This is a genomic window from Pseudoxanthomonas composti, assembly GCF_004122095.1.
GTDB classification, from domain to species: domain Bacteria; phylum Pseudomonadota; class Gammaproteobacteria; order Xanthomonadales; family Xanthomonadaceae; genus Pseudoxanthomonas_A; species Pseudoxanthomonas_A composti.
The window spans coordinates 683,491-708,090 of sequence record NZ_SAWZ01000002.1 but is presented as its reverse complement, the minus strand read 5'-3'; the positions used below and the strand labels follow the sequence as shown (position 1 = coordinate 708,090).

Genomic DNA, 24,600 nt, shown 5'->3' with positions numbered 1-24,600 from the left:
TAAGGCTCTTCGACTCGGTCGTCTCTTCATGCCGAGCGTAGAGGAAGCCTCGAACAACTTTTCTCCGCGACAATTCATCCGCGTGCACCTGTTCTGTGGGAGCGGCTTCAGCCGCGAAAGGGCTTCACCGGGAAAGCCTCTTCGCGGCTGAAGCCGCTCCCACAGGAAGAGCTGCATCTATGGAAGCTTGCTCACTATTCGCCAGCGCTCACGCCAGCGCGCGCTCCTCGCGCGGAGCAGCCGTCGCGCGGAAAACGCGCTGGCCAATCTCACGCGCCGTGTCGTAATGCGCCTGCGGAAACGCAGGGTCCGGCAGCAGGAGCAGCTCCGAGGTGTGCACGCGTGCGCCGCAGTAGCCGAAGATGCCGTGGTCGATCTGCGTCTTCATCGCGCCGAAGTAGCCATGGCGCGCATAGGTGCGCTGGTCGGCGCCGCCGATGGCGACCAGATGCACCGGCAGGTGCCCAAGCTTGCCGACCAGCTTGCCGTTTGCATCGTCCTCATAGGCCCAGCCCTGGACGAAGACGCGATCGATCCAGCCCTTGAGCAGCGCGGGGAAGGACCACCAGTAGATCGGATACACCAGGACCAGGGCATCGGCCCGCTCCAGGCGCGCGTGCTCGGCGGCGATGTCGCTGTCGATGGCTGCGCTCTTCAGCTGTATTGCGACATCGTTCCTGATGAAGCGCGGGTCGAACCCTTCCGCGGCCAGGTCGGCGATCTCGAAAGTGTGCTGCCCGTCGGCGGCAGTCAGCCCCATGCTGAGCTGCTTGGCGACCGCATGGGTATGCGAGTCGGGATTGGGGTGGGCGACGACGATCAGGGCATGCATGGGCGACTCCGGCATTGATTCCTACGAATAGTAACCTACTAATTGTAGGTATTGCGAGGCCGTCACCGTGCCATCGGTGCCAGTGAAGGGAAGCGGTCCACCCGATCGGACGGACTTCCTGCTCGGTCGCGCCGCAGAGGACGGCGTTGGAGCAGGGCGGTCGTGCACGCGCGGCTCACCACCGTGACGACGTTGCCCGTTCTTGAGTGGGATCTGCGCTGTGCTAGCCTGCGGCGCCTTCCTGCCGACCCACGCGCGATGAGAACCGACAGCCGCCTGTCCCGCATGCTGCATGTGCTGCTGCACATGGCGCGCCACGACGGGCCGTTCACCTCGGAGCAGATCGCGCAGATGCTCGGCACCAATGCAGTGGTGGTCCGGCGCACCATGGCCGGCCTGCGCCAGGCGGGGTATGTGCGTTCCGGTGGCGGCCACGGCGGCGGCTGGCTGATCGATTGCGACCTGGCCCAGGTCACGCTGCTGGATGTGCACCGCGCCGTGGGCGGCGCCAAGCTGTTCGCGCTGGGCCATGAGCATCCCAATCCGGACTGCGGGGTGGAGAAGGTGGTCAACGCCGCCATCGACGATGCGCTCCAGCAGGCCGAGGCCTTGCTGCTGGCGCGCCTGGCCCAGGTGAGCCTGGCCGATCTGGCCGCGCAGTTCGATGCGCTGTGCCGCAAGGGCGGCTGGGACCGCAGGACCGCCAAGGCGCATCTCGTCTGACCCCACGGGATTGGCCGGCTCCGCCAGTCACCCGGAAGCAGCACCCGACATGTCCTCAACCTTGCTCTCGTCCGCAAAAACGCGAGCCGCGACGTCGTGACCTATTGAGTAACAAATAAAGTTACGTAAAATGGCGACCATCCCGAACCGAGAGGAGCGCTGCAATGTCGCCTGTATCCGAGCCTTATGACGTGGTGATCGTGGGCGGCAGTTTTGCCGGCCTCTCGGCCGCCTTGATGTTGGGCCGCGCGCGCAAGCGCGTGCTGGTGATCGATGGCGGACGGCCGCGCAACCGCTTTGCCGAGCAGGCCCATGGCCTGATCGGCCACGACGGCAAGCCGCCAGCGCAAGTGCTGGGCGAAGCAGTGGCGCAAGTGATGACCTACCCGACGGTTGAGCTGCACATCGGCCTGGCGCGCCGTGCCGAGCCCGAGGGCGAGGGCTTTTGCATCACCCTGGACGAGGGCCTGGCCGTTCGCGCGGGCAAGCTGATCCTGGCCAGCGGCATCCGCGATGTCCTGCCGCAGGTGGAAGGCGTGGCCGAGCGCTGGGGCCAGAGCGTGCTGCATTGCCCGTATTGCCATGGCTACGAGTTCGCCGGCCAGCCGCTGGGCATCCTGGCCAACAGCGCCATGAGTCCGCACCAGGCCGAGGTCGTCTCCGAATGGGGGCCGACGATCTACTTCAGCCAGGGCCGCTATCTCCCGGACGCGGCGCAGGCCGCACGCCTGCAGGCACTGGGTGTGCAGCTCGAGCACAGCCCGGTGGTGTCGCTGCAAGGCCCTGGAACCCATCTGCGCTTTGCGCAACTGCAGGACGGGCGCCGGATTCCGCTGGCGGCGATGTTCACTGCACCAGGCATCGAACTGGCCAGCGATCTTGCCGTCCAGCTGGGCTGCGAACTGGTTGACGGTCCGCTGGGCCGCTACGTCAAGGTGGACGAGCTGCGCCAGACCAGCGTGGCCAACGTATTCGCCGCCGGCGACATGGCCACGGCGATGCAGAGCGTGCCGCTGGCGGTGGCGGCCGGGGCGATGGCGGGGGTGGCGGCGCACCGGGCGATGATCGAAGCCCGATGCCGCGCCGGCGCGATGTGAAGCGGTTGGCGGCACGGCAACGCGCCAGGCCCGATACTTGGCGGCTCATCCAAGATCACGGAGCCTGCCTTGTTCGGTCCCCTCCTGTTGTGCGCTGCCAGCGGCCTGTCCGCCGCCGCGATGCCGCCCGCCACGCCGCAGACCCTGCTGGTCGGCACCTACACCGCCAGCGGCAGCGGCGGCATCCAGGTGTTCGACTTCGATCCGGCCGCCGGCAAGCTGGGCCAGGCGCCGCGCCAGGTCGCCCCGGCGGAGAATCCCTCCTGGCTGGTGGTGGCGCCCGATGGCCGCACGCTGTTCGTGGTCAACGAAAATGGCCCCGGCCAGCGCGATCCCATCGGCCGTGCCAGCGCGTTCCGCATCGATCCGGCCACGCACGACCTGCAGCAGGCCAGCCAGATCAGCACGCTGGGCAACGAGCCCACGCACGCTTCGCTGAGCCGGGACGGGCGCTTTCTGTTCGTGGCCAACTACTCCGGCTCGGTCGATCCGGGCGGCACCCTGGTGGTGCTGCCGGTGCAGGGCGACCAGCTCAAGCCCGCGGTGCAGGTCAAGACCCACCACGCCAGCCGCGTGAACGCCGAGCGCCAGCAGGCCGCGCATGTGCATTCGGCAGTGGTCTCGCCCGATGGCAAGCGGGTCTATGCGCAGGACCTGGGCGCGGACCGCATCTATGTCTATCGCTACGATCCGTCCCAGCCCGAGGCGCCGCTGAGCCGCGACCCGGACCAGCCGGAAGTGGTGCTGCCGCCGGGCTCCGGGCCACGCCATCTGCTGTTCAGCGCCGACGGCCGCCATGCCTGGTTGACCCTGGAGATGCCGGGGCAGGTGGTGGGCTTCGACGTGCGCGAGGGCAAGCTGGTGCAGACCCAGCAGGTGGACCTGGCGCCCCAGGGCTTTGCCGGCAAGAACTCGGCCGCGGCGCTGCACCTGTCCGCCGACGGGCGGTTCCTGTACGTCAGCAACCGCGGCACCGACAACCAGCTGGTGGTGTTCGCCGTCGATGCCAAGAGCGGCCAGCTCACGCAGGTACAGCGGCGCAGCGTGGAGGGCGACCATCCGCGCGAGTTCACGCTTTCGCCCGATGGCCGCTACGTCCTGGTCGCCAACCAGTTGAGCAACGCGGTGGTGGTCATGCGGCGCGATGCCAAGACTGGGAAGCTGGGCGAGGTGGTGCAGACCGTGCAGGTGACGTCGCCGTCGGACCTGAAGTTCCTGCCGGCGCCTTGAGTCGCCGTTAGCTGTCGTGGGAGCGTCTCGGGCCTGCCTTCAACCATCCACCGGATGCGCCGGTCCGCTGAGCAGGCGCTGGTAGAACACCAGGTCCAGCCAGCGGCCGAACTTGAAGCCCGCATGGCGGATCACCCCGGCGCGCTCGAACCCCAGCGACTCGTGCAGGGCGATGCTGACCGCATTGCCCAGGTCGATGCCGCCCACCAGGGTATGGATGTCCCGACGCTCGGCCTCGTCCACGATGGCCTGCAGCAGGACTCGCCCCAGCCCCTTGCCGCGGTAGGCCGGCGCCACGTACACCGAGTGCTCCATCGTGTACTTGTTGGCCGGGCGCGGGCGGAACGGGCCATAGCTGGCAAAGCCCATCAGCGTGCCGTCCTCGTCTTCCAGGCCGATCACCGGATGGCCGCTGGCCTGCTTGTCGGCGAACCAGGCGGTCATTGCGCTGCGCGGCCGTTCCACGTAGTCGTACAACGCCGTGGAATTTACGATGGCATCGTTGAAGATCGCCAGGATGGCCTCGGCGTGGCGTTCTTCGGTGCAGGTGACCTGGTGCAAGGCGGCATGGGCGCGTGGGGAACCGGCCGAATCTAGCATGCGCCGCGCGCTTCAACGCGGGACGCGGACCATGCGCTCCAGCAGGTGCTCGACGATGTGTTCCGGGCGGGTGGTGCGGCCGACATGGGTCGGGGAAACCTGCACCACCGCGCTGCGCTTGGCGGTCAGGAAGTGAAAGCGCGCCCGTGCCGGCAACTGCGCCACGGGGCCGGCGCTGGCATCGCCGCGGCAGATCGCGACGATGGCCTGCAGCCAGGGCTGCACCGCCTCCGCCTCGAGCGTCGGTGCGAAGGCCTGCAGCCGCGCCGGGTCGATCTCGATGGCCGCCTGCAGGTGCCGCGCACCCGGGCAGGACACGATGACCCCGACGTTGATGAACTCCTCGCGCTCCACCCGCGGCACCACGCGGATGATGGCGTAGTCATACGTGTGCAGCGTGGGCACGCACAGCCTCCTGCACGAAGGCGGCCCGCGCATCACGCCGCCGCTTGAGGTAATCGATGTAGGCGCGCCGGTGCGCGGGGACATCGGCGAAGGCGGCTTCGCCCTGCAGCCAGCTTTCGGGAACGGCGGCGACGACATCCTCGATCACCGCATCGGTCAAGGCCTGCGCCATGTCCGCATCGACCTGCGCGATGCGCGTGGCGAACGGCAGCAGCACGTGATCGCGGACCAGCACGAAGGGCTTCTCGCAGGCGGCACCGGCATTGGCCCAGTCGTGGTGGAAGTACAGCGCCGCGCCGTGATCGATCAACCAGGGTTGGCGGTGCCAGACCATCAGGTTGGGGTTGCGCGCGGTGCGATCGACATTGCTGATGAAGGCATCGAACCAGACGATGCGCGAGGCCAGCTCGGCCTCGACGGTGGCCGCAGCCGGGTCGTAGTTGAGCGCGCCGGGCAGGTAATCCATGCCCAGGTTGAGGCCCTCGCTGGCCCGGACCAGGTCCTGGATCTCCGGGTCCGGTTCGGTGCGCGCCAGCTCGATGTCCAGCTCCACCAGGGCCAGCTCGGGCATCGGCAGCGCCAGCGCACGCGCCAGTTCGCCTGCGATGACCTCGGCCACCAGTGCCTTGGGCCCCTGTCCGGCGCCGCGGAACTTCAGCACGTACAGGCCCTCGTCGTCGGCCTCGATCACCGCAGGCAAGGAGCCGCCTTCGCGGAGTGGGGTGACATAGCGGGTTGCGGTGACGGTCTTCAAACTGGGCGCTGCGACAGGCATCGCGCAAGCCTAGCCCAAGCCGGCCGGCAGGGTCACCAGCCCCGGTGCGCATGCGCGGACCCTGACCTCTGGCCCAGGGGCGAGCGTCTGCCCGGTGCTAGAGTCGGGGAGGACGCGGCCGCGACCAGGCGGCCGCACATGTTCTGGATCGACGGGGAAGCGCCTGATGTTGAAGACCAAGCAAGTACGGCCGGGCCTGTGGGCCGCGGCACTGATCGCCATGGCCGGCACCGCCACGCTGGCCTGGCCCGCCTGGGCCGGCTACCAGGCACCGCCGGAGTCGCTGATGAAGGTGCTCAAGGCGCCACCGCCGCCCGTGCCCAGCGTGGACCCCAGCGGGCAGCGTGTGCTGCTGACCACGATGCAGACCTATCCGTCCATCGAGCGGGTGGCGCGGCCCTATCTGAAGCTGGCCGGCGTCCGCCTGGAGCCGCAGAACCGCAGCCGCCACGATACCCGCGCCGGTTACGGCATCCCGGCCTGCGTGGCCGAGTTCACCCTGGTGGACATCGCCAGCGGCAAGGACATCAAGGTGCCGCTGCCGGCCGGTGCCTGCCCGGGCCCGGCGCGCTGGTCGCCGGACGGCACGCGCTTCGTGTTCGAGAACGTCTCGCCCACCTCGGTCGAACTGTGGGTCGGCGATGCGGCCAGCGGCCAGGTGCATCAGGTGCCGGGCGTGCAGCTGAACCCGATCTTCGGCAGCGCCGTGCAGTGGCTGGAGGGCAGCAAGTCGCTGCTGGTCAAGCGCGTGCCGCCAAAGCAGGGGCCGGCCCCTGCCGATGATGCGCCCGGCCCGGACGTGCAGCAGTCGCTGGGCGGCAGTGGTGAAAGCAGCACCTATGAGGCACGCGACCTGCTGACCAGCGAGCACGACGAGGCGCTGTTCGCCTACTACGGCACCTCGCAGCTGGCGGTGGTGGACGTGGCCAGCAATGCCGTGCGCGATGTCGGTGCGCCGGCCATTTACGACGGCGTCAATGCCGCGCCCGATGGCCGCCACGTGCTGACCTATGCCATCCAGGCGCCGTACTCGCACGCGGTCACCTACCAGCGTTTCGCCAACGACGTGGCGGTGCTGGACCTGGGCAGCAACCAGAGCAAGCTGCTGGCCAGGCTGCCGCTGGCCGAGCGCGTGCCGATCCACGGCGTGCCCGAAGGCCCGCGCGATTACGACTGGCGCGCCACCGACCCGGCCACCCTGGTCTGGGCAGAAGCGCTGGACCGCGGTGACTGGAAGGTCGAGGTGCCGCACCGCGACCGCGTGCTGATGCTCAAGGCGCCTTTCACCGGCAAGCCGACCGAGATCGCCCGCACCAGGCAGCGCTTCGAGGGCCTGGCCTGGACCGCCCAGCCCGGCGTGGCCTTCCTGTTCGAGAACGACGACAACCGCCACTGGCGGCAGACGCACGTGGTCGATGTCGACAAGCCCGGGCAGCCAGGGCGGCTGCTGTGGGATCTGTCCAGCGACGAGCAATACGAAGACCCCGGCATGTTCGTCTACCGCACGCTGCCCAACGGCGCCTATGTCGTGCGGCAGGAAGGCAATACCGTGTTCCTGCGCGGGCAGGGCGCCTCGCCCAAGGGCGATCGCCCGTTTCTGGACCGGCTGGACCTGGCCTCGTTCAAGACCGAGCGGCTGTTCCGCAGCGACGCCGATGCCTACGAGCAGTTCCTGGGCTTCACCGCCACGCCGCAGAAGTTCCTCACCTGGCACCAGTCGGTGATCGATCCGCCCAATGCCTTCGTGCGCACGCTGGGCGCGCCGGTCGCGGCCGCCGACAAGGGCGAGGCCGCCTTCGCATCGACCTCCACCGCGCTGACCCACCTGGCCGACCCCACCCCGGAAGTGCGCCAGATCAAGAAGCGCCTGGTCACCTACAAGCGCGCCGATGGTGTGGACCTGTCCTTCACCCTGTACACGCCGCCGGGCTACACCGAAGGCCAGCGCCTGCCGGCGATCCTGTACGCGTATCCGGCCGATTTCGCCAACAGCGCGCAGGCCGGGCAGGTCTCCGGCTCGCAGCAGACCTTCACCCGGCTGCAGCCGTATCGACTGATGCTGCTGGCCGGCTACGCCATCATCGACAACGCCTCCTTCCCCATCGTCGGCGACCCCAAGACCGCCTACGACACTTATCTGGAGCAGCTCACCGCCGACGCCAAGGCGGCGGTGGACAAGGCGGTGGAGCTGGGCGTGGTGGACCGCAACCGCATCGGCGTCACCGGCCACAGCCATGGCGGACTGATGACCGCCAACCTGATCGCCCACACCGATCTGTTCAAGGCCGGCGTGGCCACCAGCGGCTCCTACAACAAGACCTTCACGCCGTTCGGCTTCCAGAACGAGCGTCGCTCGCTCTGGCAGGCGCAGGACGTGTACCTGAAGGCCTCGCCGTACTTCTATGCCGACAAGATCAAGCTGCCGCTGCTGCTGGTCCACGGCGAGGACGATGCCAACCCGGGCACCGAGCCGTTCCAGTCGCGCAAGCTCTACCAGGCTATCCGCGGCAATGGCGGCACCACGCGCCTGGTGATGCTGCCGCATGAGCCGCACTGGTACACCGCGCTGGAGTCCAACCAGCAGCTGGTCTACGAAATGCTCAGCTGGTTCGACACCTACGTGAAGAACGCGCCGGCCAAGGGCGCGGCCGGCAATTCCAAGTAGCGCCGATTCGCCGCCACTGTTCCGGCAGTGGCGGCGATGCGGGGCTGTTCTCCCCCGGACAGGAAGACGCGATGAAACAGATTGCCGCGGCGATGCTTGGCTGGATGCTGCTGGTGCCGCCGCCCTCACAGGCCGCCTCGGAAGCCGTCAGCTATGAAGCGCAGGCCAAGGCGTTGCTGGCCAGCCCCCGGTTCGCCCAGGCGCGCGCGGCGCTGGAGCGCGACTACGACCGCACGATCGACCACCTGGTCGGGCTGACCGAGATCCCGGCACCGCCCTTCAAGGAACAGGCGCGCGCGCAAGCCTATCTGGCGCTGCTCAAGGCCCAGGGCCTGAGCGATGTGGAGCTGGACGCCGAAGGCAATGCGATGGGCCTGCGTCGCGGCACCGGCGGCGGCCCGCTGATCGTGGTCGCCGCGCATCTGGATACGGTGTTTCCGGAAGGCACGCCCATCAAGGTCCGGCGCGAGGGCAACACGTTGCGGGCGCCGGGCATTGGCGATGACACCAGCGGGCTGGCGGCGTTGCTGGCTTACTTGCGCGCCATGGACGCGGCCGGCTATCGGCACAAGGCCGACATCCTCTTCGTTGGCGACGTGGGAGAAGAAGGCCCCGGCGATCTGCGTGGCGTGCGCCATCTGTTCACCCAGGGCAAGTACAAGGACCGCATCGCCGCCTTCATCTCTTACGAGCCCGGCCGCGCCGGTCGCATCACCAACGGTGGCGTGGGTTCGCTGCGCTATCAGGTCAGCTTCACCGGCCCCGGCGGGCATAGCTATGGCAGCTTTGGCCTGGTCAACCCGGCCTACGCCATGGGCCAGGCGATCACCGGCGTGGGACGACTGCAAGTGGCCGAGTCGCCCAAGACCACCTACAACGTCGGCGTGCTGGAAGGCGGCACCTCGGTCAACTCCATTCCGCACAGCGTGGCCATGACCGTGGACATGCGCTCGGAAGGCCGGGAGCAGCTGGAACAGCTGCGCAGCCAGTTCCTGGCCCTGCTGCAGCCGGCGGTCGATGCGGAAAACGCGGCGCGTGACACCCGCGAGGGCAAGGTGGCTTACGAGGCCAAACTGATCGGCGACCGCCCCGTCGGCCGTACCGGCGAGGACACCGCCCTAGTGCAGATCGCCCGCGCTGTCGCCCAGGCCGGCGGCATCGCCCCCAGGCTGGGCGCCAGTTCGACCGACGCCAACCTGCCGATGAGCCTGGGTATTCCCGCCGTCACCCTGGGCTGCGGACTGGACAGCGAGCGCTCGCACTCGCTGGACGAAAGCGTGGCGCTGGACAAGCCAGTGGATGTGGAGCACCTGTCGCTGGCGTTGGCTTCGTTGTTGCTGCTGGCGGGGGCGGAGTGATCTTTGCCTTGGTGGCACGAACCTGTTTGGTGGCGCTATAGCTGACACTTGTCGCGTGCAGCGCTGAACCCAACCAGGACCGTGGGGCGGCAGTGGATTACATCGTGATCCATTACCAGTACTGGGGGTGGGACCGCGTGAATGAGGTGCATACCATCCGCCCGCGTGGCGACGGCGAATACGGCGACCAATGGGTACAGGAGGGTGAGACGAGGCCTGCCATTCCTCGTCCGGTTGGAGCGCCTGCTGTTCGTAGGCTCATCAGCGCCGTTCAAGCGCGGCCGGTCACCCGTGAATCGGCAGTTCAGACGCTTGCGAAGAAAACCACCGCCGAGCGGATCATGGCGAGGTGGCGCCCATGGAGGAGTTCGCCACCAGAGCCGTGTGGCGATGAGCAGAAGCGTGCGCTGGTGAGCGCCAAGTTGCAGAGTGACGGTGTGGAGCGGCTTGTTCGGTCGCGCTTGGAAGGGCCTTGGACGTTCCGCTGGACAGATGATTACCCGACGCTGACGATCGATATCAGGCTGTCTGATGGTCGGCGCTGGCTCCTGCACTCTGCCTCTCAGTTGGAGCGCATGCTGCCCTGGTCGTACCTCCGAGGGGACGAGAAAAACATAGATGAGATAGCGGCCGCGCCTGTAACTTGGTCAGTCGAGTTGGCCGATGCGATCGCGGGACTTCTGCCCGTGGGCGAGCGCACCCGGGACCGCTTCAGCGATGCCTGGTTGATCAATCAGCTGGCACAAGAGGTCCACCTTCAACATATGGATGCGTGTTTTCCCTCTCAGAAAAAGCCGCCACCAAGTGGCAGCGGCGTAAGCGCTGTGCAGTGAATCACGGCAGCCTGGCAACTACCTTGATCTCGAAATCAAAGCCCGCCAGCCAGGTCACGCCCAGGGCGGTCCAGGTCGGGTAGGGCGCCTGGGGGAACATCTCGTCCTTGATCTTGAGCACCGTGTCGAACTGCTTGTCCGGATCGGTGTGGAAGCTGGTGACATCGACGATGTCGTCCAGCGTGCAGCCGGCGGCCTGCAGGGTCGCCTTGAGGTTGGCGAAGGCGCGGCGGACCTGGGCGTCAAAGTCCGGTTCCGGGGTGCCGTCCTCGCGGCTGCCGACGTGGCCGGAGACGAACAGCAGGCCGTTGGCGCGCACGGCGGGGGAGTAGCGATGCAGCTCGTACAGGGCCTGGCGGCCTTCGGGGAACACGACGTCGCGCTTGCTCATGAACTTGTCCTCGTTGCGGTGACCTGCGCGGCCACGGTGGGGTGATGGACCCAATCTAGGCATCGGTCGCGATGGGATAAACCGGGTAATCGCGCCCTCAATGTTTGTAAAATCCAAACAATCACAGGCAGCAGGGGAAGCGCGATGGACCGTCTCGATGCGATGCAGGCCTTCGCGCGGGTGGTGGAGGCGGGCAGCTTCACCAAGGCCGCCGAGACCCTGCAGGTCAGCAAGACCACGGTGACGCAGCTGGTGCAGCAGCTGGAAGCACGGCTACGCGTGAAGCTGCTCAACCGCACCACGCGCAAGGTCGCCCTGACGGCCGACGGTGCGGTGTACTACGAACGCGTGGTGGGTCTGCTGGCCGAGATCGACGATGCCGAGACCAGCCTGTCCAGCGCTTCGGCCGTCCCGCGTGGACGCCTGCGCGTGGACGTGCCCAGTCCCTTCGCGCGCATGATCCTGGTGCCGGCACTGCCGGACTTCCATGCGCGCTATCCGGACATCCAGTTCGACATGGGCGTGAGCGACCGCATCATCGACCTGATCGGCGAGCACGTGGATTGCGTGGTGCGCGGCGGTGAAATCACCGAACAGTCGCTGGTCGCCCGGCGCGTGGGCGATCTGCGGCTAGGGATCTACGCCTCGCCGGCGTACCTGCAGCGCAACGGTGTGCCGCGGCACCCGTCCGAGCTGGAGGGCACGCAGCATCGCATCGTCGGCTTCCTGTCGGCGCGCACCGGCAGGACCCTGCAATCTGCGATGCAGCGCGGCGATGAGCGCCTGGTGCCCAATGGGCGCCACATCCTGGCGGTGGACGATGGCAATGCCTACCTGGCCGCCGGTCTTGCCGGGTTGGGCGTGCTGTGGTTGCCCGACTACATGGCCAAGGCCGCCGTGCAGGCGGGCGAGTTGGTGCCGCTGTTCGAGGACTGGCAGCTGGAGACCATGCCGATGTACGTCGCGTATCCGCCCAACCGCCATGTCAGCGCCAAGCTGCGGGTCTTCATCGACTGGGTCGCGGCGCTGATGGCGGTACACGCACCGGCGATGGACGCGGTGGCCAGAAAGTAAGCGCAGGTCGGCCCCAGGTGCAGGCCAGGTGGACTTTCGGATGAGTTCGCACTTTTAAACGATTTAGGTCGGCATACTCGGCGCGGGCATTTGTCCGACCATTGCGAGCCTTGCCACATGATCCGATCGCTGTTGTTCACCGCGTCCACGCTGCTGTCGAGCGCGCCAGCGCTGGCCCTTGAGGCACCACGCAGCGTCGATCCGGCCGCCGAGGTGAACCCCTTCATCGGCACCACCAACGGCGGCAATGTGTATCCGGGCGCCACGATGCCCTTCGGCATGGTGGCCTTCAGTCCAGAGCAGACCCCACTGCCGGGCAAGCGCTTTCCTTTCGCCGCGCCCGGCGGCTACGAGTGGCGCGCCAACGGTGTGCGCGGCTTTGGCCTGACGCATATTTCCGGCACCGGTTGCGCCGGGGCCAATGGCGATATCCCGATCATGCCGGTGACCCTGCCGATCAAGGTCTCGCCGTCCTCGGTGGATGCGGGCGTGCTGTACTCCAGCATCCTCGATCATGCCAAGGAGCAGGCCAGCCCCGGCGCGTACGCGGTGACCCTGGACAACGGCGTGGCGGTCGCGCTGGGCGCGAGCGAGCGCACCGCGGTCGGCCGCTTCAGCTTTCCGAAAGACAAGCCGGCCAACCTGCTGTTCCGCACCTCCGACAGCGAAGTGGGCAGCACCGCCTCGACCATCCGCATCGACGCGGACAAGCGCACCGTCAGCGGCTCGGTCACCAGCGGCAACTTCTGCGGCTACCTGGCCGATGACCGCCAGGAGAGTTACTACACGCTGCATTTCGTCGCAGAGTTCGACCAGCCCTTCAGCGTGGGCGGCACCTGGAAGGACGAGACGCTGCAGGCCGGCGCCAGCGAGGGCGGCGGCGGCACCACCTACGGCACGCGCGGGCATCCGCCGGCCGGCAAGGGCGCCGGTGGCTGGATCAGCTTCGACCCCAAGCACCACGCCACGGTCAACGTGCGCATCGGCGTGTCCTATGTCGATGCGGCCGGCGCGCGCGCCAACCTGCAAAAGGAAAGCCCGGCCGGCACCACGCTGGAGGCCACCCAGGCGGCCACGCGCACCGCCTGGAACAGGGCCCTGGGCCAGATCCACATCGAAGGCGGGGCGCAGGACGATCGCACCGTGTTCTACACCGCGCTGTATCACAGCCTGCTGGAGCCGAATCTCTACAGCGACGTGGACGGCCGCTACCGCGGCTTCGATGGCGCGGTGCATCGCCTGGCGCGGCGCCAACAGGCGCAGTACGCCAACTATTCGGGCTGGGACGTCTACCGCTCGCAGCTGCAGCTGGTGACCCTGCTGGACCCGCAGCGCGGCTCGGACATCGCCCAGTCGCTGCTCAACCAGGCCGACCAGAACGGCGGGGTGTGGGACCGCTGGACCCACCAGACCGGCGCCACCGGGGTGATGAATGGCGATCCTTCGCCGCCGTCGCTGGCGGCCATCCACGCCTTTGGCGGGCGCGCCTTCGATCTCAAGCGTGCCTACGCCTCGTTGAAGCGGGCAGCGACCGTGCCGACGGAGAAGGATCTCAGCCGCAAGGGTTGCCCGATCCTGTGCGTGGGCCAGCGTCCTGGCCTGGATGCCTGGCTCAAGCTGCACTACATGCCGGTAGGCGCGCCGGGGTGGGGCATGGCCGCCGACACCCTGGAACTGGTCGCGGCCGATTTCGGCCTGGCCGAACTGGCCCTGGCAGCGGGCGACCGAAAAGGCGCCAAGCTGTTCCGCGAGCGCTCGGGTTGGTGGCGCAACCTGTTCAATCCGCAGGCCACGGCGACAGCCGGCTACATCCAGCCACGCAATGCCGACGGCAGCTGGCCGAGCTTCGACCCGGCCTCGGACGAGGGCTTCGTCGAGGGCTCCGGTGCGCAATACCTGTGGATGGTGCCGTTCGATCCGGCGGGCTTGATTGACACCCTGGGCGGTGCCGAGGCCACCACCGCGCGACTGGATGCCTTCTTCCGCAAGCCCGATGGCAGCTGGGCAGTGACCAAGTCCGGCCCGCTGCACGCCGAGCTGGACAACGAACCGTCCATCGCCGCGCCCTGGCTCTACAACTTCGTCGGCCAGCCGTGGAAGACCCAGGACACGGTGCGCGCGGCCATGCGCCAGATCTGGACCAATACGCCGCAAGGCATCTCCGGCAACGACGATCTGGGGCAGATGTCCTCCTGGTACGTGTGGTCGGCGCTGGGGCTGTACCCGGTGTATCCGGGGCGTGCGGAGCTGGTCATCGGCAGCCCGCTGTTTCCGCGGGCGGTGATCGAACGGCCAGGCGCGCGCATCGAGATCCGTGCACGCAACGCCGCACCGGATGCACCCTACGTGCAATCGCTCGAGCGCGATGGCGCAAGGAGCGAGCGCGCGTGGCTGCCGGCCTCGTTCATTCGGACCGGCGGCACACTGGACTTCACCCTGGGCCGGGAGGCGAAAACGCAGTGGGGCACGAGCGAGCTGCCGCCTTCCTTTGGCCCTGCGCTGTAGGAGGCGGAGAAGCGCCTGACATTTCTGTCGGTATCACCGCTTATAGAAGATGCGTATCATTCCCAACAACGGCGGGGCGCATCCGCGTCCCGTTCTCTCGCATCCGATGATGAGGTTCCGAATGAAACGTCCGCTGCTGTTCTGTGCGCTGCTTGCCGCTGCGGTCTCCGCGCAGGCCCATGAAATCTGGATCGAGCGCGATGGCGCGGGCCCGGTGCGCGTGTACTTCGGCGAGCCGGCGCAGGAGGTGCTGGACCACGGCCAGGATGAGATCAAGCGCATCGTCAAGCCGGACCTGTTCGGCGCGAAAGACAAGGCCGGTGCGTTGACGCGCGAAGGCGACCACCTCAGCGCGCCGCTGAAGGACAGCGGCGATGCCTGGCTGGCCGATGACAGCGTGTTTGCGCCGTGGAAAGGCGAGGACGGCCGCTACGAGTCGGTCAGCTATTACGCGCGTGCCGGCAGGCAGGACACGCAGGGCCGCCTGGCGTTCGAGCTGGTGCCGCGCGCGTCGCAAGGTCAGGATTTCACGCTGCAGTTCCGCAACAAGCCCCTGGCCGATGCCAAGGTCACGGTGATCAACGCCGACAAGTGGACCAAGGAGGTCCAATCCGATGCGAAGGGGCAGGTGACCCTGCCCAAGCTGGCGGCGGGCCGCTACATCGTGGTCGCCAGCCACAAGGAGCCGGTGGACAAGAAGATCGGCGACCAGCAGGTTGCGGTGATGCATCACATCACCACGCTGACCTTCAAGGCCGAGTAAGTCCGGTGTACTGGACTCACACGCCGCGGGCCTGCGTCCGCGGCGTGTCGATCCGCCGCTGTCGCCGACGCGGTCAGTCCAGGCGCAGGCGCAGCCCGGCGTAGAGGCCAAAGCCTTCGCCTGGCGTCGAGCGGGCCATGTCGCGCCCGCCGTCGTCGTAGCCGGGCGTCACCGTCGCCGCGTAGTGGCGATCGCCGAGGTTGCGGGCCTCCAGCCAGCCCTGCCAGCGGCCGTCCGGCGCGTCGAAGCCGACGCGGGCACCGAAGATCACGCGGGCATCGGCGTAGAAGCTGTTGGCGTAGTCCACCGCCATGTTCGAGGCGTACTCGGTGTTGAGCGCGGCGTAGACGCCCGACGGGTGCGCGTGGCGCAGTTCGGCCTGGTAGTAGTGTCGCGGCAGGCCGGGCAGCCGGTTGTCGCCGAAGCGCGCATCGTGGCGATAGCGGAAATCGCTATAGGTATAGGCCTGGCGCAAGGTCAACGTGCCTGCATCTGCTTGCCACAGCGTGCTGTCCAGTCCGGCTTCCACGCCGCGGTGCACGGTGGGGCTGGCGTTGGCTTCGGCTACGATCAGGTTGGGGACTGGCTGTCGCTCCACGGTCAGCAGCTCGTGGCGCAGCTGTGCGTTGTAGGCGGTCACCTCCCAGCGGCCTAGTACGCTTTCACCGCGTGCGCCCAGTTCCAGCGTGGTCGCGGTCTGGTTGTCCAGCGCGACGGGCACGCGCTGGCGGCCGGTCGAAGCGCCGCTGCCTGCCGGGAAGTACGTGCTCGACCCCCAGATCATCGACCAGGGGTGCGGCGGTTCCACCGAGCGGCTGAGGTTGCCGAACAGCTGCAGCTGCGGCGAGCGCTGCCAGGTCAGGCCCAGCCGCGGCGCGTAGTCCCAACCCTCCTGGGCGATGCGCCCGCCACTGGCGGGCCAGGTCACCTGCACCTCGCGCGTGGTATGGACTAGGGCCAGCCCGGTCACCAGGTGCAGCGCCGGTGTCAGCACCAGGTCGTTGCCCGCATGTAGGACGCTGTCGGTGCCGCGATGGTGGAAGTCGCGTGTGCGCGTGCCCGCCGGGTACCCGTTGCTGGCAAAGCGCAGGGTTTCGCGCACGTCCGCGTCCAGGTCATGGGTCACGCGCAAACCGAGGGAGGTGACGCTTTCGCGGTCGAACAACGTATGTCGATGCCGGTAGTCCAGCGTGCCGTTGAGGGCTGCATAGTCCAGCTGCTGGCGGTACAGGCTTTCGTTCAAGTCCATCGGGAACCGGTGATACACCAGCCCGGCGCGCAGGGTGGAGTCGGCATCCAGCGCGAAGGTGGTGACGTTGCCGATCCAGGTGCTCCCCGGCTGCGGGCGTCGCGCATCCAGGGCCAGGAAGGCGGGATTGGCCTGGCGCGGGTTGTCGCGGATCTGCGCGCGGGTCAGGCGGCCGGGCGTGTCGTGCTCGGTCTGGCGGTAACGCAGGAAGAACCGCGTCTGCACGTCGGGCCCGAGCTGCCAGCCCACGTTGGCCATGGCGCCGCGTCCCTGGCCGGCCGCGTGCTGCTGGTAGCCGTCGTACTCGCTGTCGGTGTAGGCCGCGTAGTAATCCACCTCGCCGGCGACACCGCCGTAGCCGAGGCTGCGTTTCTGGTAGCCGTACCGGCCCGCCTCGTAACGCAGTTCCAGACCGGGCGAATCCAGTCCGCTTCGGCTGACGTAGTCGATCGCCCCGCCGAGGGCCAGCGCACCGCGGTCGAATCCGTTGGCCCCGCGCAGCACCTCCACGCGGCTCAGCCAGAGCGGTTCCAGCAATTCGTAGGGCGTGCCGCCGGAAAAGGTGAGGGGCAGGCCATCCAGCGACACCGACACGCCCGTGGCATGCGCGCCCGGTGCGCGGTTGATGCCCGAACCGCGGATGGACACCTTGACGCCTTCGTTGCCGGGCGATTGCGCATGCATGCCCGGCTGGTAGGCCAGCACGTCGGCGGTGCCGACCACGCGGCCCTGGCCGGCCGCGGACAGGTCGATGACGTTGCCGGCGCCGGGCACCTGTTGCAGTCGCGCGCGCGCGGCCTCGAGGGTGTCTGCCCGCTGGCTGGTCACCTTGACCGTGTCCAGGATCACCGAGGCGTCCTGTGTCTGGGCCACGGCGACAGAGGCGGCAAGGCCCTGGACGATGGCGAGCGTCAGCAGCGCGGGGATCAGGACACGGGCAGGGCGAGGGGGCATGGGGTGTTCCAAAAGCGGCGAAGGTGTTACGCGCGCACTCGCTGATCGCGAAGCGCAGGACGCACGCGATCTGGAGAAGCGGCTGACGCGCCTGGACACGGCGACGGCGGCGCGCATTCTTCCGTCGACTCGCCGTCCTGTCAACTTTTAAAAAATAAAATTGGTTTACAGGGCAGGCTGCGCTCCCCTTGCGGATCCGCTCGGATGAGTTGGGACCGATGCACCGGTGGGCATTGCGCGGCAACGCGCTTCAGACTGGTCGCCGCTGCAGTGCCGCCTTGACGCGCGGCCGGCAAGACCTGCGTTGAGCACGGATGTCGCCATGCCCGCGTTCTCGTCTCGCGGCGGTGGTGGATGGAGGAGCGCCATCCACCCCACGTAGGGTGGACAAGCGAAGCTTGTCCACCAGGGCGCGCGGCCGTCGAACCGGCACGGTCCCTTGCGGATGCAGACGCTACAATCGCGCTCCCCTGTTTCGCTTGGAGATCGTAGTGACCCGCAAACTCGTACTGCTGCGCCACGGCCAGAGCCAGTGGAACCTGGACAATCGCTTTACCGGCTGGGTCGATGTCGAGCTGACCGACCAGGGGCGTTCGGAAGCCACCGCCGCCGGCAAGATGATGAAGGACGAGGGCCTGCAGTTCGACGTGGCGTACACCTCGGTGCTCAAGCGCGCCATCCACACCCTGCAGGGCGCGCTGGCCGAGCTGGGCCAAGACTGGCTGCCGGTGCACAAGAGCTGGCGCCTCAACGAGCGCCACTACGGCGGGCTGCAGGGCCTGGACAAGGCCGAGACCGCGGCCAAGCACGGTGAGGACCAGGTCAAGATCTGGCGCCGCTCCTACGACATCCCGCCGCCGCCGATGGATGTGGCCGACCCCGGGCACCCGGCGCACGACCGCCGCTATGCCACGCTGGACCGCAACGCGCTGCCGGCCACCGAGTCGCTGGCCACCACGCTGGACCGCGTGCTGCCGTACTGGTTCGACGCCATCGCTCCGCAGCTCAAGGACGGCAAGACCGTGCTGGTGACCGCGCACGGCAACTCGCTGCGCGCGCTGTACAAGTACCTCAACCACATCGGCAACCAGGAAATCCTGGAGCTCAACATCCCCACCGGCATCCCGCTGCTGTTCGAGCTGGACGACCAGCTGCAGGTGCAGTCCTTCCGTTACCTGGGCGACCCGGAAGCGGCCAAGCGCGCGGCCGAAGCGGTGGCCAACCAGGGCAAGGCCAAGTAGTCCCGCCCGCCCGGGACACGACGCGCTAGGTCGTGTTTCCGCCGTGGACGCAGGGTTTTAAGGCGGATGAGACGCGTCCACGGCGCGCCGTCATCCGCCCTACGGTTAGGAGCCGCTTTGGCCGTGCGCTCATCCACCCCGGCGTAGGGCGGATGACGACACGCCCGCGGCGTGTCTCATCCGCCATCGATCCCTGCCCGCATGCGGGAAGTGCGTCGTGCAGGGACGGGCAATGGCTCGCCCTCAACCGCCATCGGTCCGACTCCCACGAGCGGCACGAGAGAAGGACTCTCCGATGACATCCTCCAGCCCCCGTTCGCAACAACACGCCACCCGCGCCGCCTTCTTCATCCCGGGCTTCGCTGCGGCCGTGTGGGCGCCGCTGGTGCCCTTCGCCAAGACGCGGGCCGGCCTGGACGATGCGGCGCTGGGCCTGGTGCTGCTGTGCCTGGGGACGGGATCGCTGCTGGCGATGCCCCTGGCCGGTGCCTTGACCGCGCGCCAGGGCTGCCGGCGGGTGATGCTGGTCACGACCGCGCTCATCGTCGCCATGCTGCCGCTGCTGGCGTGGATGCCTACGCCACTCTCGCTGGGCCTGGTGCTGTTCGGCTTCGGTGCCGGCATCGGCGCCATGGACTGCGTGATGAACATGCAGGCCGTGGCGGTGGAGCGCGACAGCGGCCGCGCGATGATGTCCGGCTTCCACGCCTTCTACAGCATCGGCGGACTGGCCGGCGCGGCGATGACCACGCTGCTGCTGGCGCTGGGCGCCGCCCCGTGGCTGGCCGCGGTGGTGGCCGTGGTAGCGATCGTGCTGCTGGCGCTGGGCTTTGCGGGCCATTGGCGCAGCGAGCGCGTGGCCCAGGATGCACCGCTGCTGGCCTGGCCCCGCGGCGTCGTGTTGTTCATCGGCGTGCTCGGCTTCGTGGTGTTCCTGGCCGAAGGCGCGGTGATGGACTGGAGCGCGGTGTTCCTGATCGAAGCGCGGGCGATGGCCCCAGCGCGCGCGGGGGCGGGCTTTGTGGTGTTCACCCTGGTCATGACCGTCACCCGCTTGTGGGGCGATGGTCTTGTGGAGCGGCTGGGGCGCCAGCGCGCCATCGGGCTGGGCGCCGCCCTGGCGTGCATCGGATTCCTGCTGGCTGTCCTGGTGCCGGCCTGGTGGGTGGCCCTGCTGGGCTATGCGATGGTCGGCCTGGGCTGCGCCAACATCGTGCCGGCCCTGTTCTCGCTGACCGGCCAGCAGAAGGTGATGCCCGAGAGCGTGGCCATCCCCGCGGTCACCACGCTCGGCTATGCCGGCGTGCTGGCAGGCCCGGCGTTGGTCGGCTTCGTCGCCCACAGCTCCAGCATCGGCATCGCCCTGGCCTGCGTGGCCATGGCCCTGGCGGGCGTGGCGCTGTCCACCCGTTCGTTGATGCGCAACCTGCGCTGAGGGCTGGCGCGAATCGCGCGATGAGGCGCACCTGGCCGGCAGCCTGACCAACCATGCAGCGCATGCGGAATCGGCCACGGCCGCTTCTGCATGCGCGCATTCCTAAGCTCAGCGCAGGATGCCGGGCAGGTCCAGCTGCTTGTCGCGGGCGCAGTCCAGGGCGATGTCGTAGCCGGCATCGGCATGGCGCATCACGCCGGTGGCCGGGTCGTTCCACAGCACCCGGGCGATACGCTTGGCGGCGGCCTCGCTGCCGTCGCAGACGATGACCATGCCGGCGTGCTGGGAAAAGCCCATGCCTACGCCGCCGCCATGGTGCAGCGAGACCCAGGTGGCGCCGCTGGCGGTGTTGAGCAGGGCGTTGAGCAGCGGCCAATCGGAGACCGCATCGGAGCCATCGGCCATGGCCTCGGTCTCCCGGTTCGGCGAGGCCACGCTGCCGCTGTCCAGGTGGTCGCGGCCGATCACCACCGGCGCCTTCAGCTCGCCGCTGGCGACCATCTCATTGAAGGCCAGCCCCAGCCGGTCGCGATCGCCCAGGCCGACCCAGCAGATGCGCGCGGGCAGCCCCTGGAATTTGATCTTTTCGGCGGCCATGTCCAGCCAGCGGTGCAGGTGCGGGTTGTCCGGGATCAGCTCCTTGACCTTGGCATCGGTCCTGGCGATGTCCTCCGGGTCGCCGCTCAGCGCCGCCCAGCGAAAGGGGCCAACCCCGCGGCAGAACAGCGGGCGGATGTAGGCCGGCACGAAGCCGGGGAAATCGAAGGCGTTGCCCACGCCTTCCTCCAGCGCCATCTGCCGCAGGTTGTTGCCGTAGTCCACCGTCGGCACGCCCAGGGCGTGGAAGCCGAGCATGGCGCGGATGTGGTTGGCCATCGAGGCGCGCGCGGCGCGTTCGACGTCCTTTGGCGCCAAGACGCGTTTTTCGTCCCACTGCTCAACGCTCCAGCCCTGCGGCAGGTAGCCGTTGACCGGGTCGTGGGCGGAGGTCTGGTCGGTCAGCAGGTCCGGCTTGACGCCGCGCGCCAGCAGTTCGGCCAGCACGTCGGCGACGTTGCCCAGCAGGCCGACCGAGCGCGGCGTCTTCGCCATGCAGGACGCCTCGATCATCCGCAGCGCCTCGTCCAGGTCATCGGTCCAGGTGTCCAGGTAACCGGTGCGCAGGCGCATGTCGATGCTGCTCTTGCGGCACTCCACCGCCAGGCACGAGGCGCCGGCCATCACCGCAGCCAGTGGCTGCGCGCCGCCCATGCCGCCCAGGCCGCCGGTGAACAGCCACTTGCCGGACAAGTCGCCGTCGTAGTGCTGGCGCCCCATTTCCACGAAGGTCTCGTAGGTGCCCTGAACGATGCCCTGGGCGCCGATGTAGATCCAGCTGCCGGCGGTCATCTGGCCGTACATGGCCAGGCCCTTCTTATCCAGCTCGTTGAAATGGTCCCAGTTGGCCCAGCGCGGCACCAGGTTTGAGTTGGCGATCAGCACGCGCGGCGCGTCGGCATGGGTGCGGAACACGCCGACCGGCTTGCCCGACTGCACCAGCAGGGTCTGGTCATCGTCCAGGCGCTGGAGGGTTTCGACGATGGCATCGAAGCTCTTCCAGTCGCGCGCGGCACGGCCGATGCCGCCGTAGACCACCAGTTCCTGCGGGCGCTCGGCCACGTCGGGGTGCAGGTTGTTCATCAGCATGCGCAGCGGCGCCTCGGTCAGCCAGCTCTTGGCGGTGAGCGTGCTGCCGGTGGGGGCCTGGATGTGGCGGGTGGCGTCGAGGCGGGTCATGCGGGAATCCTCAGGTGGAGACTCGAAAGGGCCGAGCGCGGTGCGCGAGCGTCAGTGGCCGGCGCGGGCGGGTGCGGCGGAGCTGTTGGCGAAGTCCAGGCAGGCCTGCAGCACCTGCTGCAACAACGCGCGCAGCGGCGCGGCGTAGTCGGGTTGCCAGGGTGACGGCCAGTTGCTTTGGTTGACCGTGTCCGGCTCGTGCATGTAGCCGCGGCAGGCCAGCTCCATCTGGATCGCATGCACGCCATCGGCCGGCGCGCCGTGGTGGCGCGTGCTCCAGCCACCTTTGAAGCGGCCGTTGCGCACGTGGCTGTAGCCGCTGCCGGCGCAGACGCGCTCGACCGCATCGGTCAGCACGGGCGCGCAGCTGGTATCGACCGCGCCGGTGGCACCGGCACTGCCGATGTTGAACTGCGGCAGCTCGCCCTCGAACAGGTGCGGGATGCGCGAGCGGATCGAGTGCGCGTCGTACACCACGATGGCCGGGTGCTGGGCGCGCAGGCGCGCGATCTCCGTCTCCAGCGCCGCGTGGTAGGGCGCGAACCAGCGCGTGCGCCGCGCCTGGATCTCTTCCGCATCCGGTTCGGCGCCGCGCCGGTACAGCGGCTGGGCATCGAAGGTGGTCAGCGGACACAGCCCGGTGGTGTTCTGCCCGGGATACAGCGAGACCCCGGACGGGTCGCGATTGACGTCGATCACCGAGCGCGAAATCGCCGTGCGCACGGTGCTCGCACCCAGCGCGGTGGCGAAGTCGTACAGCTGGTCCACCCACCAGTCGGCATCGCGCCGGGCCAGCCAGGGCGAGACGAAGCGCTCGGCCAGCCCATCCGGCAGCACGGTGCCGGTATGCGGAAAGCTGATGATCAACGGCGCGCGACCGCGCTGCACACTGAGCCAATCGGGCAGGGATGTCATAAGGCCTCGCTTCGAGCAGGTTGTGCAGCAGCCGCTATGGCAGCGTCATAGATGGCAGGAGGTCGTGGGAGGGGGCTTCTGTGGAAGTCGTTTTGTGGAAGGGGTTTTGTGGGAGCGGCTTCAGCCGCGAAGAGGCCTCCCCGGGAAAGCCCTTTCGCGGCTGAAGCCGCTCCCACCCCACGACTCCGACACAAGCCGCTTCCACAGCGCCGCTCTCACAGGTCGATCAACTCAAGCGCTCACCCCAGGCAATCGCAGCGCCACCGCTTCGGCCAGCAAGCCTTCGCGCACCAGCGCGGTGGCCGCCAGCATGTCCGGGTGGAAGTAGCGGTCGTCCTGCAGCGTCGGAACCTGCGCCCGCAGCGCGCCGCGCGCCGCTTCCAGCGCCTGGCTGGAGGCCAGCGGTGCATGGAAATCGCAGCCCTGCACCGCGGCCAGCAGCTCGATGCCCACCACGTTGGCCGCGTTCTCGGCCATCGCCATCAGCCGGCGCGCGCCATGCGCGGCCATGGACACGTGATCTTCCTGGTTGGCCGAGGTCGGAATCGAATCCACGCTGGCCGGGTACGCGCGCTGCTTGTTCTCCGAGACCAGCGCCGCGGCGGTGACCTGCGGAATCATGAAACCCGAGTTGAGCCCCGGCTTGGGCGTCAGGAACGCCGGCAGGCCGGACAGGGCCGGATCGACCAGCATGGCGGTGCGGCGCTCGCTGATGGAGCCGATCTCGCACACCGCCAGGGCCAGCATGTCCGCGGCGAAGGCCACCGGCTCGGCGTGGAAATTGCCCCCGCTCAGGGCCTCGCCGGTGTCGGTGAACACCAGCGGATTGTCGGACACGCCGTTGGCCTCGATCTCCAGCGTGCGCGCGGCCTGGCGCATCACGTCCAGCGCCGCGCCCATCACCTGCGGCTGGCAGCGCAGGCAATACGGGTCCTGCACGCGCACGTCGCCCTCACGATGCGACTCGCGGATGGCCGAGCCGTCCATCAGCTCGCGCAGCGCCTGCGCCACCTCGATCTGTCCCGGCTGGCCGCGCAAGGCATGGATGCGCGGATCGAACGGCGTGTCCGAGCCCTTGGCCGCCTCGGTGGACAGCGCACCTGCCACCAGCGCCGCCTGGAACACGGTCTCGATCTCGAACAGCCCCGCCAGCGCATAGGCGGTCGAATACTGGGTGCCATTGAGCAAGGCCAGGCCTTCCTTGGCACCCAGCACCAGCGGCTGCAGACCAGCCTGCGCCAGCGCGTCGGCCGCGGCCATGCGGGTACCGCGATGGAAGGCCTCGCCGGTGCCGATCATCGCCGCGGCCATGTGCGACAGCGGCGCCAGGTCACCCGAGGCGCCGACCGAGCCCTGGCAGGGCACCACCGGCAGCACGTCCTGCTGCAGCATCGCTTCCAGCAGCGCCAGCGTCGCCGGCTGGATACCCGAAGCGCCCTGGGCCAGGCTGGCCAGCTTCAGCGCCAGCATCAGCCGCACCACCGGCAGCGGCATCGGCTCGCCCACGCCGGCGGCGTGGGAGAGCACGATATTGCGTTGCAGGGCGGCCAGGTCCTCGCGCTCGATGCGCACGCTGGCCAGCTTGCCGAAGCCGGTGTTGATGCCGTACACCGGCGCGCCCTTGGCGACGATGGCGTCCACGGTGCGCGCGCTACGCGCGACCGCGTCGGCGGAGGCCGGATCCAGCGCGAGACTGGCGCCGCGATGGATGGCGCGCCATTGCGCGAGGCTGACGGCGCCGGGACGCAGCAGGACGGACGGGTTCATCGGGTTCTCCAG

At 68.5% G+C, this 24,600-nt stretch carries 20 protein-coding genes; 11 read left to right on the top strand and 9 right to left on the bottom strand.

Annotation, left to right across the window (positions count from 1 at the left end; translation table 11 throughout):
• Positions 1 to 208: 208 nt before the first annotated feature.
• A complete protein-coding gene (locus EPA99_RS06330; protein WP_129470330.1) occupies positions 209 to 832 on the bottom strand; it encodes an NAD(P)H-dependent oxidoreductase in 624 nt (207 codons plus the stop codon).
• Between the two features lie 258 nt (positions 833 to 1,090).
• Here EPA99_RS06330 and EPA99_RS06325 point away from each other — a divergent pair, with 258 nt between their 5' ends.
• The 3 genes from EPA99_RS06325 to EPA99_RS06315 all read left to right on the top strand — a co-directional run bounded on the left by EPA99_RS06325 (position 1,091) and on the right by EPA99_RS06315 (position 3,882).
• Positions 1,091 to 1,555: an Rrf2 family transcriptional regulator gene (locus tag EPA99_RS06325; protein ID WP_129470329.1), complete on the top strand. Its 465-nt coding sequence runs from the start codon at positions 1,091 to 1,093 to the stop codon at positions 1,553 to 1,555.
• A gap of 164 nt (positions 1,556 to 1,719) precedes the next feature.
• Positions 1,720 to 2,652 (top strand): NAD(P)/FAD-dependent oxidoreductase, encoded by a 933-nt coding sequence (locus EPA99_RS06320; RefSeq protein ID WP_129470328.1) that lies wholly within the window; start codon positions 1,720 to 1,722, stop codon positions 2,650 to 2,652.
• A 69-nt stretch (positions 2,653 to 2,721) separates the two neighbouring features.
• Positions 2,722 to 3,882: a lactonase family protein gene (locus tag EPA99_RS06315; protein WP_206733702.1), complete on the top strand. Its 1,161-nt coding sequence runs from the start codon at positions 2,722 to 2,724 to the stop codon at positions 3,880 to 3,882.
• A gap of 39 nt (positions 3,883 to 3,921) precedes the next feature.
• Here EPA99_RS06315 and EPA99_RS06310 read toward each other — a convergent pair whose 3' ends face one another.
• From EPA99_RS06310 to EPA99_RS06300, 3 genes are read right to left on the bottom strand one after another with little or no spacing between them, the layout of a single operon-like run.
• Complete coding sequence (locus tag EPA99_RS06310) at positions 3,922 to 4,443, bottom strand: GNAT family N-acetyltransferase (RefSeq protein WP_129470415.1); 522 nt, start codon at positions 4,441 to 4,443, stop codon at positions 3,922 to 3,924.
• A 51-nt stretch (positions 4,444 to 4,494) separates the two neighbouring features.
• A complete protein-coding gene (locus tag EPA99_RS06305) occupies positions 4,495 to 4,887 on the bottom strand; it encodes a DUF3037 domain-containing protein (RefSeq protein ID WP_129470327.1) in 393 nt (130 codons plus the stop codon).
• Positions 4,865 to 5,662 (bottom strand): HipA family kinase, encoded by a 798-nt coding sequence (locus EPA99_RS06300; RefSeq protein WP_241688277.1) that lies wholly within the window; start codon positions 5,660 to 5,662, stop codon positions 4,865 to 4,867. The genes EPA99_RS06305 and EPA99_RS06300 overlap by 23 nt, the downstream gene beginning before the upstream one ends.
• Before the next feature lie 166 nt (positions 5,663 to 5,828).
• Between EPA99_RS06300 and EPA99_RS06295 the strand changes: the two genes are divergently transcribed.
• From EPA99_RS06295 to EPA99_RS06285, 3 genes are all read left to right on the top strand, one after another.
• A complete protein-coding gene (locus EPA99_RS06295) occupies positions 5,829 to 8,327 on the top strand; it encodes a S9 family peptidase (RefSeq protein ID WP_425479166.1) in 2,499 nt (832 codons plus the stop codon).
• Between the two features lie 71 nt (positions 8,328 to 8,398).
• Positions 8,399 to 9,685 carry a M20/M25/M40 family metallo-hydrolase gene (locus EPA99_RS06290; protein WP_129470326.1) on the top strand — a complete coding sequence of 429 codons (1,287 nt, stop codon included), beginning with the start codon at positions 8,399 to 8,401 and terminating at the stop codon, positions 9,683 to 9,685.
• 92 nt (positions 9,686 to 9,777) lie between these two features.
• A complete protein-coding gene (locus EPA99_RS06285; protein ID WP_129470325.1) occupies positions 9,778 to 10,518 on the top strand; it encodes a hypothetical protein in 741 nt (246 codons plus the stop codon).
• A gap of 1 nt (position 10,519) precedes the next feature.
• Here EPA99_RS06285 and EPA99_RS06280 read toward each other — a convergent pair whose 3' ends face one another.
• Positions 10,520 to 10,909 (bottom strand): RidA family protein, encoded by a 390-nt coding sequence (locus EPA99_RS06280; protein ID WP_129470324.1) that lies wholly within the window; start codon positions 10,907 to 10,909, stop codon positions 10,520 to 10,522.
• Positions 10,910 to 11,053: 144 nt separating this feature from the next.
• On the opposite strand from EPA99_RS06280, the gene EPA99_RS06275 reads away from it, so the two are divergent.
• The 3 genes from EPA99_RS06275 (at position 11,054) to EPA99_RS06265 (ending at position 15,251) form a co-directional block, all read left to right on the top strand.
• Positions 11,054 to 11,983 carry a LysR family transcriptional regulator gene (locus EPA99_RS06275; RefSeq protein WP_129470323.1) on the top strand — a complete coding sequence of 310 codons (930 nt, stop codon included), beginning with the start codon at positions 11,054 to 11,056 and terminating at the stop codon, positions 11,981 to 11,983.
• A gap of 117 nt (positions 11,984 to 12,100) precedes the next feature.
• On the top strand, positions 12,101 to 14,488 hold the full coding sequence (locus tag EPA99_RS06270; RefSeq protein WP_129470322.1) for a GH92 family glycosyl hydrolase: 2,388 nt from the start codon (positions 12,101 to 12,103) through the stop codon (positions 14,486 to 14,488).
• A gap of 121 nt (positions 14,489 to 14,609) precedes the next feature.
• On the top strand, positions 14,610 to 15,251 hold the full coding sequence (locus EPA99_RS06265) for a SpaA isopeptide-forming pilin-related protein (RefSeq protein ID WP_129470321.1): 642 nt from the start codon (positions 14,610 to 14,612) through the stop codon (positions 15,249 to 15,251).
• Positions 15,252 to 15,324: 73 nt separating this feature from the next.
• On the opposite strand, the gene EPA99_RS06260 is transcribed toward EPA99_RS06265, so the two are convergent.
• The gene (locus tag EPA99_RS06260; protein ID WP_129470320.1) at positions 15,325 to 17,454 is read right to left on the bottom strand and encodes a TonB-dependent receptor family protein; all 2,130 of its coding nucleotides are present in this window, start codon (positions 17,452 to 17,454) and stop codon (positions 15,325 to 15,327) included.
• A gap of 491 nt (positions 17,455 to 17,945) precedes the next feature.
• On the opposite strand from EPA99_RS06260, the gene gpmA reads away from it, so the two are divergent.
• The gene (gene gpmA / locus EPA99_RS06255; protein WP_129470319.1) at positions 17,946 to 18,695 is read left to right on the top strand and encodes a 2,3-diphosphoglycerate-dependent phosphoglycerate mutase; all 750 of its coding nucleotides are present in this window, start codon (positions 17,946 to 17,948) and stop codon (positions 18,693 to 18,695) included.
• Between the two features lie 295 nt (positions 18,696 to 18,990).
• Complete coding sequence (locus tag EPA99_RS06250) at positions 18,991 to 20,130, top strand: MFS transporter (RefSeq protein ID WP_129470318.1); 1,140 nt, start codon at positions 18,991 to 18,993, stop codon at positions 20,128 to 20,130.
• Between the two features lie 108 nt (positions 20,131 to 20,238).
• Here EPA99_RS06250 and hutU read toward each other — a convergent pair whose 3' ends face one another.
• From hutU to hutH, 3 genes are all read right to left on the bottom strand, one after another.
• Positions 20,239 to 21,906, bottom strand: coding sequence for a urocanate hydratase (hutU, locus tag EPA99_RS06245; protein WP_129470317.1), 1,668 nt, complete (start codon positions 21,904 to 21,906; stop codon positions 20,239 to 20,241).
• Between the two features lie 51 nt (positions 21,907 to 21,957).
• Positions 21,958 to 22,821: an N-formylglutamate deformylase gene (gene hutG, locus EPA99_RS06240; RefSeq protein WP_129470316.1), complete on the bottom strand. Its 864-nt coding sequence runs from the start codon at positions 22,819 to 22,821 to the stop codon at positions 21,958 to 21,960.
• A gap of 231 nt (positions 22,822 to 23,052) precedes the next feature.
• Entirely contained in the window at positions 23,053 to 24,588 is a 1,536-nt protein-coding gene (hutH, locus tag EPA99_RS06235; RefSeq protein WP_129470315.1) for a histidine ammonia-lyase, read from the bottom strand.
• Positions 24,589 to 24,600 lie beyond the last annotated feature (12 nt).